9 protein-coding genes are annotated in these 12,767 nt (G+C 67.6%); 8 read left to right on the top strand and 1 reads right to left on the bottom strand.

What is annotated here, in order from left to right:
* Positions 1-5 precede the first annotated feature (5 nt).
* Positions 6-1,169: a cobalt-precorrin-5B (C(1))-methyltransferase gene (locus tag G9V96_RS00455; RefSeq protein WP_168581275.1), complete on the bottom strand. Its 1,164-nt coding sequence runs from the start codon at positions 1,167-1,169 to the stop codon at positions 6-8.
* 314 nt (positions 1,170-1,483) lie between these two features.
* Between G9V96_RS00455 and G9V96_RS00460 the strand changes: the two genes are divergently transcribed.
* The 8 genes from G9V96_RS00460 (at position 1,484) to cobM (ending at position 12,637) form a co-directional block, all read left to right on the top strand.
* Positions 1,484-2,686, top strand: a complete 1,203-nt coding sequence (locus G9V96_RS00460) for an ROK family transcriptional regulator (RefSeq protein WP_168581276.1) — start codon at positions 1,484-1,486, stop codon at positions 2,684-2,686.
* 108 nt (positions 2,687-2,794) lie between these two features.
* Positions 2,795-4,345, top strand: coding sequence for a multiple monosaccharide ABC transporter ATP-binding protein (mmsA, locus tag G9V96_RS00465; RefSeq protein ID WP_168581277.1), 1,551 nt, complete (start codon positions 2,795-2,797; stop codon positions 4,343-4,345).
* Positions 4,346-4,367: 22 nt separating this feature from the next.
* A complete protein-coding gene (gene mmsB / locus G9V96_RS00470; RefSeq protein WP_168581278.1) occupies positions 4,368-5,669 on the top strand; it encodes a multiple monosaccharide ABC transporter permease in 1,302 nt (433 codons plus the stop codon).
* An 89-nt stretch (positions 5,670-5,758) separates the two neighbouring features.
* Positions 5,759-6,874 (top strand): substrate-binding domain-containing protein, encoded by a 1,116-nt coding sequence (locus G9V96_RS00475; RefSeq protein WP_168581279.1) that lies wholly within the window; start codon positions 5,759-5,761, stop codon positions 6,872-6,874.
* 431 nt (positions 6,875-7,305) lie between these two features.
* Positions 7,306-8,091 (top strand): cobalt-precorrin-6A reductase, encoded by a 786-nt coding sequence (locus tag G9V96_RS00480; RefSeq protein WP_226913350.1) that lies wholly within the window; start codon positions 7,306-7,308, stop codon positions 8,089-8,091.
* A gap of 361 nt (positions 8,092-8,452) precedes the next feature.
* Positions 8,453-9,745 carry a precorrin-6y C5,15-methyltransferase (decarboxylating) subunit CbiE gene (gene cbiE, locus G9V96_RS00485; RefSeq protein ID WP_168581280.1) on the top strand — a complete coding sequence of 431 codons (1,293 nt, stop codon included), beginning with the start codon at positions 8,453-8,455 and terminating at the stop codon, positions 9,743-9,745.
* Positions 9,742-11,520 carry a cobalamin biosynthesis protein gene (locus G9V96_RS00490; RefSeq protein ID WP_168581281.1) on the top strand — a complete coding sequence of 593 codons (1,779 nt, stop codon included), beginning with the start codon at positions 9,742-9,744 and terminating at the stop codon, positions 11,518-11,520. Before cbiE ends, G9V96_RS00490 begins: the two co-directional genes overlap by 4 nt.
* Positions 11,521-11,782: 262 nt before the next feature.
* Entirely contained in the window at positions 11,783-12,637 is an 855-nt protein-coding gene (cobM, locus tag G9V96_RS00495; RefSeq protein WP_168581282.1) for a precorrin-4 C(11)-methyltransferase, read from the top strand.
* The last annotated feature ends 130 nt before the right edge of the window (positions 12,638-12,767 follow it).

Here is a 12,767-nt window from a genome sequence, read left to right on the forward strand (position 1 = left end):
GCATCTTAGGCGGCGGGCGCGCAACGACCCACGACAGCCCCGGCGCGGTCGATGCAGATGACATCGACACACACCGGCGCCCCCTTCAGCGTCGCCAGGGCCACGCTGCGGGCTTCGAGTGCGACGGCGTCGCCCAAGGCGATCCCGGCTGCTTGCGCGGTGCGCAACGCTTCCAACCCTGTATTGCCGTTTCGGATGGCACCCGCCAGTTCCTCATCTGCGCCGGCTGAGATCGCCAGGTTCGCCAACAGCGACAGGTCGACTTGGGAACGCCCGGAGTGCAGATCGAGATGACCGGCGGCCAGCTTGGAGAGTTTGGCGAAGCCGCCACAGATGGTGAGCCGGTCCACCGGGTGGCGACGCAGGTGTTTCAGGACCGCTCCGGCGAAGTCACCCATATCGAGCAGGCTCGTCTCGGGCAGGTCGTATTCGGCCAGGACGACCTTCTCCGACGTGGAACCGGTGCAGCCGGCGACGTGGGTATGGCCCATGGCTCTGGCCACGTCGATTCCCCGGTGGATGGAGTCGATCCAGGCTGCGCACGAGTAGGGGACCACGACCCCGGTAGTGCCCAGGATGGAGAGTCCGCCCAGGATGCCCAGGCGCGGGTTCCAGGTCTTCTCGGCAATCTGCTGGCCGTTGTCGACAGACACTTCGACGAGCACGTCGGCGGCGGCACCGAGCCTGCTCGAAACCGCTTGCAGGTGCTCGGTGATGAAGCGCCGCGGCATCGGGTTGATCGCCGGTTCGCCCACCTCCAGCGGCAAACCCGGCAGCGTCACGGTTCCCACCCCGGGGCCTGCTGCGAAGCGAACCCCGCAACCGGCTGGGCCAGGGCGCACGGTGGCCCGGACGACGGCCATGTGGGTGACGTCAGGGTCGTCGCCGGCGTCCTTGGTGATAGCGGCCATCGCCCACCGGCCCTGCTCATCCTGGCCGGTGTCCTCGAAGGTCAACGCGAAGGCAGGGCTACGGCCTTTAGGCAGGTTGATCTGGACTGGGTCGGGGAACTCCCCGCTGAGCAGGGCAGTCCAGGCTGCGGTTGCGGCAGCGGTTGCGCAGGCGCCGGTAGTCCAGCCGGGGCGCAGACCGGTGTGTTCCAGCTGCGCGGTGCGTCCGCCGGCGGGGGCGGGCGGCGGCGTCGCTGGGGCATCAGACGGGGTGCTCACCTAGTTATGGTGTCACCCCGGGCTGATCGTCTCCCTGCGTGTGCCGAGCCTGCAGGCCTTTCGCGGCGCTCATCCTGGCGAAGCGCTCGCCGCAGGATCCTGGCCTCGGATGGCGATGAGATCCGGTGCTGGACAGTGTCTTCCCAGGAGGTGTCGGACCAGTTCACCTCCTCGTCGCCGGGCCCCGACACGGCTGTTCTCCCGGTCGTAATCCATTCATGTCCCAGCCCGGTGGAGACCGCCAGTGCGGCGGCAGTCTCCACCCTTGCGTTTACTTCTTGACAACAAGGTGGATGTCGCCCACGATGACGGCCATGACGGCTGCACGCTCCACACTGCCTCCTGGCCGGCGCGGGGCCGGCTCGCAAAGTGCCTTGCGAGAGGCCAACATGCACCGACTCCTGGGCGTCCTGCGTGAGAACGGGCCCAGTACCCAGACCGCTCTGGTGCGAGCTACCGGGCTGTCGGCGGCGACGGTGTCCAACCTCGTCCGGGACCTGGGTGAGCGCGAGGTGGTGCGGACATCGAACACCATCCGCTCCGGTCGGCGGGCGGTGCTGGTGGAACTGGGCGAACAGGCAGGGCGGAAGGTGGCCATCGGGGTCGATGTCGGACGCCGGCATATGCGGGTCATCGCCTGCACCGGTTCGCGCGAGATCCTCGCCGATGTAGAGCGGCCGTTGCCGACTGATCATCGCCCGCAGCAGACCGTGGACGCGGTCGCGGACACCTTGGCCGATGTGCTGCGCCGCGGCGGGCTGGCGCACGCCGACGTCGTCGGATGCGGGGTCGGGGTTCCCGCTCCGATCGATCGACGCACCGGGGAGGTCGGGCACGGCGCGGTGCTGCCGGAGTGGGTCGGGTTGGACCTGTCGAGAATCTTCGCAGACCGCCTGGACCTGCCCGTTCTCGTCGACAATGACGCTGACCTGGGCGCTATCGCCGAAACGACCTGGGGTCCGCACGTCGACGCCAACGACCTGCTCTTCGTCAAGGTCGCCTCCGGAGTCGGGGCAGGGCTGCTGCTGGATGGCAGGCTGCACCGCGGCTCGGTCGGGATGGCGGGAGAAATTGGTCACACCGCGGTGAGTGAGTACGGGCCGATCTGCCGCTGTGGAGCCCGCGGTTGTCTGGAGGCAGTGGCCTCGGTGCGGGCCATCCTGGAGGCAGTGGGGGCTGGTTCGGCACAGCCACCCACCGTTGAGGAGCTCATCGAACGCGCTAATCGCGGGGACTCTGCCACCGTCCGGGTCATCCAGGATGCCGGGTATGCCTTGGGCGGTGTGCTCGGCGGCGTGGCAAACCTTCTCGCGCCCGGCGTGATCGTCGTGGGCGGTCCGCTCACCCCGATCGGGGATCTGTTCCTGGAGCCTGTCCGCCGCGGGTTGGCCCGACATGCCGTGCCCACCATCGCCGAGGCGACCTCGATCGTGCTGTCCACGTTGGCAGGCAGGGCTGAGGCTTTGGGGGCCTGCACTCAGGTCCTGCGCAGCGTGCCCCAGGACTCGTGGCTGTGACGGGATTGGACCCTTGCTGTGTTTAACGCTTGACAACATAGGTTTCTGGGCCGTTCACTCTTTGAACAAGAAGTGCGCCACTGTCGTCGGACTTGAAGGAGAAGACAGATGTCTGACGAGCCACCCGTGCTAGAGATGCGGGGGATCACCAAGGAGTTTCCGGGGGTCAAAGCGCTGCAGGACGTCTTCCTGAACGTGCGGCGCAGCGAGGTCCACGCCATCTGCGGCGAAAACGGTGCCGGCAAGTCCACCCTCATGAAGGTGCTCTCGGGCGTCTACCCGTACGGCACCTACGCCGGTCAGATCTTCTACGACGGCCAGGAGTGCCGCTTCAGTGACATCAAGGCCAGCGAGGCCGCCGGGATCGTCATCATTCATCAGGAACTCGCGCTCATCCCGGAGTTGAGCATCGCCGAGAACATCTTCCTGGGCAATGAGAGCACCCGTCGCGGCGTCATCGACTGGGTCGAGACCAACCGCAAGGCTCGGGAGCTGCTCGAGCACGTCGGCCTGTCGGAGGCTCCCGAGACACCGGTGAAGAACATCGGCGTCGGTAAGCAGCAACTCGTGGAGATCGCCAAGGCTCTGGCCAAGAACGTGAAACTGCTCATTCTGGACGAGCCGACCGCGGCGTTGAATGAGACCGACTCGGCCCATCTGCTCGACCTCATCCGCGGGCTGCAGGCGCGCGGAATCACCTCGATCATCATCTCGCACAAGCTCAACGAGATCGCGGCCATCGCCGACCGGGTGACGATCATCCGCGACGGGCGTTCCATCGAGACCCTCGATGTGAGCAGCGGCGGGGTCGACGAGGATCGAATCATCCGCGGGATGGTCGGGCGGCCGATGGAGTCGCGCTTCCCGGAGCACACGCCCAAGATCGGCGAGACCTTTCTTGAAGTGAAGGACTGGACCGTCGAACACCCGAACATCCCGGGTCGTTTCGTATGCAAGGGCTCCACCTTCCATGTGCGCCGCGGTGAGATCGTCGGCTTCGCCGGCTTGATGGGTGCCGGACGCACTGAGCTGATGCGCTCGATTTTCGGTCGCTCGTACGGCATTTTCAGAGGCGGTACTTTGGTGATGAACGGTGAGCCGCTCGTGCTGCGGTCGGTGCCAGCGGCAATCGCGGCCGGTATCGGGTACGTCACCGAGGACCGCAAGAGCCTCGGTCTGAACCTTCTGGACGACATCAAGGTCACCACCACTTCCGCGGCCCTGGGCAAAATCGCCAAACGTCTCGTGGTCGACCGCCGCCAGGAGTACACGGCTGCCGAGGAGTACCGCACCTCACTGCGGATCAAAACTCCCAGCGTCGATGACGGCATCTCGACACTGTCCGGTGGCAATCAGCAGAAGGTCGTGCTGGCCAAGTGGTTGTTCACCGGGCCTGAACTGCTCATCCTGGACGAGCCGACCCGCGGCATCGACGTGGGAGCCAAGTACGAGATCTACGGCGTCATCCAGAAACTCGCCGATCAGGGCAAGGGCATCATCGTCGTCTCCTCGGAACTGCCGGAACTCATCGGCCTCTCCGACCGGATCTACACCATCTGTGAGGGGGCCATCACCGGCGAGTTCGCCCGTGAGCAGGCCGATCAAGAGACCCTCATGCGTCACATGACCACTACCTCGACGAGCCGCGCGACCGCGTAGGCCTGACAACACAAGGCAGACCATGAAGAACCTCAAGCAGATCTTCGGTGGAGACATCCGTCAGTTCGGGATGATCTTCGCGCTCGTCGCGCTCATCGCCTATTTCTGGATCAGGACCGACGGGCTCATGCTCAAACCCGTCAACGTCATCAACCTCTTCCAGGGCAACAGCTACATCCTCGTCATGGCGATCGGGATGGTGCTGGTCATCATCGCCGGACATATCGATCTGTCAGTGGGATCGGTGGCTGCAGCGGTCGGTATCTGTGTGGCGATCGCCATGCGCGACTGGGGGATCCCGTGGTGGGCCGGCATCCTGCTCGGTCTGTTGCTCGGCGCCCTGATCGGGGCTTGGCAGGGTTTCTGGGTGGCCTACGTCGGGATTCCCGCGTTCATCACCACCTTGGCCGGGATGCTCATCTTCCGCGGGGTGAACCAGTACGTGGGTAAGTCGCTGACCGTGCCGGTGCCGCGGGACTTCCAAGAGATCGGGCGCGGATACCTGCCCGAGGTGGGGCCGAACACCGGCTACAACAACCTCACCCTGCTGCTGGGCCTCGTCCTCATCGGCGCGATCATCTTCGGCACCCTGCGCAACCGGGCCAACCTGCGCAAGGTCGGCGCCGAGCTGCTCCCTGGTTGGGTGGTCGCGATCAAGCTCCTGCTCATCAGCGGGGCGCTGCTGGTAGCGACGCTGCTGTTCGCCTCCGGCCCCACCGGCACCTCGTTCCCGAAGTCAGGCATCATCCTGGCCGTCCTCGTTGTGCTCTACAGCTTCATCTCCTCGCGCACGATCATCGGCCGCCATGTGTATGCGGTCGGTGGCAACCGGCACGCGGCCGAGTTGTCCGGCGTGCGCAGCAAGCTGGTCAACTTCTTGGTGATGATGAACATGTCGATCCTGGCAGCCTTGGCCGGGATGATGTTCGTGGCCCGCTCGACCGCATCCGGTCCCTTTGACGGTGTCGGCTGGGAGCTCGACGCGATCGCGGCCGTCTTCATCGGTGGCGCGGCGGTCACCGGCGGTGTCGGTACGGTCGTCGGATCCATCACCGGTGGCCTCGTCATGGCCGTCCTGAACAACGGCCTACAGCTGCTGGGGGTAGGCGCTGACCAAACCCAGATCATCAAAGGTCTGGTGTTGCTGATCGCAGTCGCCTTCGACGTCTTCAACAAGAAGCAGGGCAAGCCCTCGATCATCGGCCTGCTGATGCGCAATCACGGCTCGCAGGACACGGTTGCCCGGGCCGGTCTTGATCCAGTGGCACCGCCCCCACCGGCCGCGGACCGCGGCGGTTCGACGGCGGCACCGTTCTCCAACTGAGCAGGAGCTCGCCGGCCGGGCGAGCTTCCAGGCACGAATCCCATTCCGACTGCGACGACGCAGCGGGACCGACAGAAAGAAGAACCACCATGGCTAGGACCACTACCACCGTTGTCGCGTTGGCGGCGGCTTCGATCCTCGCCCTTACGGGTTGTGGCCGAGGCGATACCTCCGGGGGCGCGGGGGCGAACCCGTCGGCCGGCGGCGATGCCAGCGCCGCCCAAGGCTTCCCTGCTGATTCTCTTATCGGTGTTGCGTTGCCGCAGAAGACCTCCGAGAACTGGGTGCTGGCCGAGGGACTGTTCAACAAGGGGCTGGCGGATGCAGGTTTCAAAGCGGACGTGCAGTTCGCCAACGCCGGCGTCTCCGAGCAGCAGAACCAGATCCAGTCGATGGTGACCAAGGGCGCCAAGGTCATCGTCGTCGGCGCCATCGACGGCAGCCAGCTCGGAACGCAGCTGCAGGCCGCCAAGGATTCCGGCGCCACGGTCATCGCCTACGACCGCCTGGTGAAGAACACCGACGCCGTCGACTACTACGTCGCCTACGACAACTTCAAGGTCGGTGAACTTCAGGGCCAGGCGCTGCTGGAGGGCATGGAAGCCAAGAAGCCCAACGGTCCGTACAATATCGAGCTCTTCGCCGGTTCGCCGGACGACGCCAACAGCAAGGTGTTCTTCGACGGTGCGATGAGTGTGTTGCAGCCCAAGATCGACGACGGCACCCTGAAGGTGGTCTCTGGCCAGAAGGACTTCAACCAGGTCGTCACCCAGGGTTGGAAGGCCGAGAACGCCCAGAAGCGCATGGATACCCTGCTGTCCAGCAACTACTCCAGCGCGCAACTCGACGGCGTGCTGTCCCCGAACGACACTCTGGGGCGGGCCATCATCACCTCGGTGAAGCAGGCCGGCAAGCCGGTCCCAGTCGTCACCGGTCAGGACTCCGAGGTCGAGTCGGTCAAGTCGATCATGGCCGGTGAGCAGTACTCCACGATCAACAAGGACACCCGCAACCTAGTCAGTGAGACCATCAACATGGTCAAGGACCTGCAGGCAGGTAAGGAAGCCAAGGTCACCGACGCCGAGAGCTACAACAACGGCAACAAGGTCGTTCCGGCCAACCTGCTCGAGCCGGTCATCGTCACCAAGGAGAACGCGAAGGAGTCCTACAAGGACGACCCGACGCTGAGCAAGATCACCCAGTAATCACCGCCCGCCGGCCGACGTCCGGCGAGTGAGCACGACCTGCGCGGCCCCGGCCCTCATCGCCGGGGCCGCGCAGTGCAGATATGAGTATTACCGCTGCGGGCGGCACCAGCCTCACCAGCACTGCGTTCGGGCTTTCGTTGCCGGCAGGGCCGAAAAGGTCGGCGTAATGCGTTTGCAGCGAGTGCGAACAGTCGTTGCCCGCGTGCCGTCAGCCACAGGTCACCGCTGTTTCCGGGTCGGGGATGACTGCTCGATAGCCGGTACCGGATGTGACCTTGCCGCCAGCGGTGCCATGAAACTCACAGGGCGTCTGGATCTGGTTCGGCCGTTGCAGGCCAATAGGCAATTTAGGTCCATCGCTGCGGCAGCGCGCTGAGGTATGCGAGAGACAGAGGTGAATTCGCAGGCAGAACGTGGACACTGAGTACATGCCCACCACGCAACGGATGTCGCACGAACCCCGCAGAGTGCTGCTGCTCGGAGGCACTATCGAAGGGCGACGACTGGCTGGAGCGTTGTCCGAAATGGCCGACGTCGACGTGACGACCTCCCTGGCCGGGCGGGTCAGCGATCCAGCGAAGCTACCCGGTCCGGTGCGAGTCGGCGGGTTCGGCGGAGTCAACGGGCTCATGGCGCACCTACTTGCGGACAAGATCGACGCGGTCATCGATGCCACTCACCCGTTCGCGGCCGAGATGACCCACAACGCGGCTAAGGCGTGCTCGGTGCTCGGGGTGCCGCTGGTGCGGGTCGACCGGCCTGCCTGGACGCAGCGTCCGGCCGACCGGTGGCATGAAGTCGACACCGTCGCAGAGGCCGCAGCGACCGCCGACCGGCTCGGCAGCCGGCTGTTCGTCACCACCGGGCGCCAGGAAGCCTCAGCCTTTGCCGAGGTCCGCGCCTACTGCCTGCTGCGCAGCGTCGAACCCCCCGAGCCCCCGCTACCGGCCAACCACGAAATCCTCCTGGACAAGGGCCCGTTCGCGGTAGCTGAGGAACTGGCGTTGCTCAAAGCCAAGGCCATCGACGTCATCGTGACCAAGAACAGCGGCGGCGGCGCCACCATCGCAAAGATCTGGGCCGCCCGGGAACTGGGCCTACCAGTCGTCATCGTGCGCCGCCCCCCGCTACCCGAAGGGCTCACCTGCGTCCCCGACCCCGAGGGCGCGATCGAGTGGGTACATGAGCTGATCGCGGCCGCTCCCGGGGCCTGAGCCGGCACGGCCCGCCGCCGGCAGGAGCAGGCCATGCGGCAGCTCATCAGGGCGCCGAGCACGGCATTCGGCTGAGCGGCACCCCGGCTGAGCCCGCGCACGCAACCGGGGCAGGATGGGGGCCGGAGTACGCCCGGATACGGGCGTTGCCTGCGATGCGAGAGGGTGAGTCGATGAGTCGCACGCGGCTCGGCATCAGAGTGGGGGGGTCGGCCCCGCAGCTCAACCACCCCAGGCTCCGGCACGGTTTCGGTGCGGGGCGGCCTCGGCCGCGGGCACACTCCCACCAGCCCGGCGGCCGGGCACCTCACCGGCGCCGAACAACGAGCCGATGCCCATCGCGACGAGGCAGGAATCCGAAATGAGTGAGGCACCCCGCATCATCGTTCTGGGATACGACGGCGCACCCACCCCTACCGAACGCGCCTTGGTGGCCGCGGCAGATGTCGTGGTCGGCGATAAACGACACCTGGATGCCTTCGCCGTGCCGCCGGTGGCTCGCTTCACCCTGGGGCCGTTGCAACCGGCTCTTGAGCGTCTCACTGGGCTCGCCGAGCATGAGCGTGCAGTCATCCTCGACAGTGGCGACCCGGCCTTGTTCGGCATCGTGCGCCGACTGCGCAGCGCGGGCCTGCAACCCATGGTGCGCCCGCGGGCGAATGCCGTCGCCACCGCCTTCGGGCGGCTTGGTCTGCCCTGGGAGGAGGCCCACATCGTCTCCGCCTGCGGCAGCGAGTTGCGCCGGGCGATCAACGTGGTCCGTGCGCACGCCATGGTCGGGGTGATGACCGGGCCCGGCGCAGGAATCTTCGAGATCGCCTATGCACTGCGACCGTTCTGGCCGCGTGACCTCGTGCTCGCCGAACGCCTGGGCGAAGCCGACGAGCGCGTCCGCCGGCTGAGCATCGAGGAGGCATTGGCGCTGGACCTGGACGACGTGCGCGAACCGAACGTGGTGCTCGCGCTTGCCCCCGAGGGCGAAGAGCCGGTCCCGGAGAACCCGGCTACTCAGAGTCCCTGGCGGCTGGGTGCGCCCGCGGTGAGCGAACCCGCATGGCATGAGGTGGGACTGGTGGATAACCACCTCGGTTCCCTGATCGCCGGTGCGCTCGCAGTAGGCCCCGGCGACCTGGCCCTGCTCGGTGGATGGGGGCTGGCCGCGCCGTTCGCGCAGGTGCCGTGCACCGGAGCCGCCGCCTTGGCCTGGTCCTGGCCGCGGCGCTGGGACGAAGACTCCGAGCTCCTGCTCGACCCCGACGCGCTCTACGTCGGTCTGGTGGGTGTCGGCGACGTCGAAGCCAACATCACCCTGCTGGCCCAGGCCATCGCCACCGCGCCGCGGCTGCGGACCATCGCGGTCACCCTCGACGGGGCCCCCGCGGCTGAGCGACTGGCGCAGGCGGTGCCCCAGCGCGCGTGGACCATGTTGCGCGTCCACCCGTGTGAACCGATCGGCCCTGGCGCCCAACGAGCCTGGGGTGAACCCGGCGACGCGCCACACGCTCAGAACTCCGGCGAGGCCGACCTACCCCCGGAAGTGCTGGCAGCCCTCGCCGACCTGGAACCGAACGACCTGCGGCTCCTTGTCGCCGGACCACCCCTCGACCCCGACCCGGCAGCGCCTGCCGCGGCCCAGCCAGGAGCGCAGCAATGAGTCTTCACACGTATGACGGCAGCGACCTACGGCTGGGGCACCTCACCGACACCGCGGCGGGTCGCGAACGCGCTGACCGGATCGATGCCGCACTGGGGGTCACCAGCGAACGTTTCGAGGGGTCCGCAGCCAGCGGACTGCCGGCCGCTTGGACCGACTGCGATGTCATCCTCAGCCACCTCGGGGCCAGCGTCACGATGCGGCTCATCGCGCCGCTGCTGCGCACCGCGGCCGAGGACCCTGGGGTCGTGGTGCTCGATCATGGTGGCCACTTCGTCATCGCGTTACTCCAGGGACGGCTGCGCAGCGCTGACCGGGTCGCGGCTGCGGTTGCGGAGGCGATCGGCGCCCAGGCCGTGCTCACCACCAGCACTGACTCCCTGGGCTACCCGGCGCTGGACGCGCTGGGCTGGCCGTTCGTCGGTGATGCCGCCACCGTGACCCGGGCTTTGCTGCAGGGAGCGCCGGTCGACATCGACAACCCCGCAGGTTGGCCGTTGCCGGAGTTGCCCGAAAACGCAGCACCGGCGGCCCCCGATGCTGCCGGCCGCGTCCTGGTCACAGATATGGACCCGCGGATAGTGATGTCCGGGATGTTGCCGACGGTGGTGCTGTCGCCACCGAGTCTGGTGGTGGGGATGGGCTGCCACCGGGGAACACCACTGCCGGAGCTACGCGCCCATCTGGACTCGGTGCTGCAGGAGAACCTGCTGGCCCGCGCCAGCATCAGCGCACTCGTCACCGCAGAGGCCAAAGCTGACGAGGACGGGCTGATCGCCCTGGCCGAGGAGCTCGGGGTTGGGCTGCACACCTTCGCCGCCGAGCAGCTGGCGACCGCGCAGGTACCCACACCCAGCGCCACCGTGCAGGCCGAGGTCGGCACGCCCAGCGTGGCCGAAGCCTCGGTGGTGCTGGCCGGAGCCCGACTCATCGTCCCCAAACAGAAGACGAACCGATCCACGGTCGCGATCGGGCGACGCAGGCCGCGGGGACGGCTCAGCATCGTCGGGTTGGGGCCGGGGGCCCGCGACCTGCGCACGCCGCGGGCACGAGCGGTCATCACCAAGGCCGATGTCGTCCTCGGCGACAGCGGCCACGTCGATCAGGTACGCGGGTTGCTACGCCCTGGGACGCGGGTCTTCGCTGCCGACACCGACGCCGCGCAAGAGCGCGCACACACCGCGCTGGAGCATGCCCGCGCTGGACACACCGTCGCGCTCATCTGCCCCGGTGACCCGGGGAAGTCCTCCATCGCCGGTTCCACTCTGCAGGTGGCGGCCCAGGAGATGGAGCACGGCCACGACCCGGTGCGCATCGACGTGGTGCCGGGCGTCACCGCGGGCTCGGCCGGTAGCGCCATCCTCGGGGCGGCGCTGGGACAGGACCACGTCACCCTGTCGCTTTCCGATGTGCACGCCCACTGGCCGGTGATCGAACGCCGAGTTCGCGCTGCGGCAGCAGGTGATCTCGTCACCGTGCTGTACAACTCCGGCAGCCACACCTGCACCTGGCAGCTGGCCAAGGTGCTGGGGATCATGGCGGCGCACCGGCCCGCAAGCACGCCCGTCGCGCTCGTCCAAGACCCCAGCCTGCCGCAGCAGCATGTGGTGACCAGCACTCTTGCCGAGTTCGACGGCGAAGGGGCGGCGCTTTTCGAGGTCGTCATCATCGGCTCCTCGACGACGCGCTACCTCGACTCGGGGATCCTGGGCCGCGCCGGGTCGAACAGGCAGGCCATGGTCACCCCGTGCGACGACACCTGGACATGGCAGTGAACAGGGCGGTTGCCGGCCTTGGGCGCCTCAGGCCGTCCGGCGGGGCACGTCGGGGCTGCGCTGCAGAAGCTGTCTGCCGAAGGAGGGGTTGCTGAGCCTCTGCCCGACTACCCAGGGCGTCGGTCTGCTGCCGGCCGATCTGCGAGCTGTGGAGTCTCGCCGGCGCGCTCCAACCCCAGAGCCCCGCGGAACGGCTCGTCCGCGCTGCGGCCTGGACCTGGCTACCCTGAACCGACGATCCCGCGAAGGAGAACTGAGAACCGTGACTGTGCATTTCATCGGCGCCGGGCCGGGCGACCCCGAACTCATCACGGTCAAGGCGCTGCGGCTCATCGAGACCAGCCCGGTGTGTTTGTACGCCGGCGCTCTGGTGCCGGGGGAGATCATCGCGCACTGCCCGGCCGGGGCGCGACTGGTCGACACCGCTGACATGGATCTGGACGCGATCATCGCTGAGATGGCCGACGCCCATGCCCGGGGGCAGGACGTCGCCCGGTTGCAGTCGGGGGATCTGTCGGTGTTCTCGGCGGTCAGCGAGCAGATCAGACGCCTGGAAGCGCTTGGTATCCCGTACACGATGACGCCGGGTGTGCCGGCCTACGCGGCTGCAGCGGCGGCGCTGGGGCAGGAACTGACGGTGCCCACCGTCGGGCAGACCGTTGTGCTCACCCGCGCCGCCCGAAACGCGACCGCGATGCCGCCGGGGGAGGAGCTGGAGTCCCTGGCCCGCACCGGGGCGCTGCTCGTGCTGCACCTGGCCACCAACCTCGTTGAGCAGGTCGTCGACACCCTCGTTCCGCACTACGGGCCGGGCTGCCCGGCCGCGGTGGTGGCGATGGCCAGCCGCCCGGACGAGGTCGTCGTGCGGACGACGCTGGCCGACCTGGCCAGCCAAGTCCGGGGGCGCGGCATCCGGCGGACCGCGCTGCTGTTTGTAGGCCAAGTGCTGCTCGCAGGCGATTTCGCTGACAGCCATCTGTACTCGGCAGCTTGCGCGGCAGCCCGCCGCGCCGACCCGTTGCCCGCGCCGCTTCCAGGCGGCCCCGCCGGCACAGAGCGCCTCGACAGCATTGCGCGCACCGACAGCGGCGACGAGACGGCGCTGACCGGAGATTGACGGGTCTGTCGGGGACACCCGGGACCCCCAGGGCTCTCGGCAGGGCTGTTTCGGCGATCTGGCGGAGCCGCGCCCGCGTCGCCCCCAGCCGAGGAAACGGGCCCCAGCAGGCATAACGCCTCGGGGCCCG

The sequence above is a fragment of the Gephyromycinifex aptenodytis genome (assembly GCF_012277275.1).
Lineage (GTDB): Bacteria > Actinomycetota > Actinomycetes > Actinomycetales > Dermatophilaceae > Gephyromycinifex > Gephyromycinifex aptenodytis.

What these genes read in the sequence shown, in the direction of transcription:
- G9V96_RS00460 (WP_168581276.1), top strand. Translation starts at nt 1,484, where the DNA reads ATGACGGCTGCACGCTCCACACTGCCTCCTGGCCGGCGCGGGGCCGGC.
- mmsA (WP_168581277.1), top strand. Translation starts at nt 2,795, where the DNA reads ATGTCTGACGAGCCACCCGTGCTAGAGATGCGGGGGATCACCAAGGAG.
- mmsB (WP_168581278.1), top strand. Translation starts at nt 4,368, where the DNA reads ATGAAGAACCTCAAGCAGATCTTCGGTGGAGACATCCGTCAGTTCGGG.
- G9V96_RS00475 (WP_168581279.1), top strand. Translation starts at nt 5,759, where the DNA reads ATGGCTAGGACCACTACCACCGTTGTCGCGTTGGCGGCGGCTTCGATC.
- G9V96_RS00480 (WP_226913350.1), top strand. Translation starts at nt 7,306, where the DNA reads ATGCCCACCACGCAACGGATGTCGCACGAACCCCGCAGAGTGCTGCTG.
- cbiE (WP_168581280.1), top strand. Translation starts at nt 8,453, where the DNA reads ATGAGTGAGGCACCCCGCATCATCGTTCTGGGATACGACGGCGCACCC.
- G9V96_RS00490 (WP_168581281.1), top strand. Translation starts at nt 9,742, where the DNA reads ATGAGTCTTCACACGTATGACGGCAGCGACCTACGGCTGGGGCACCTC.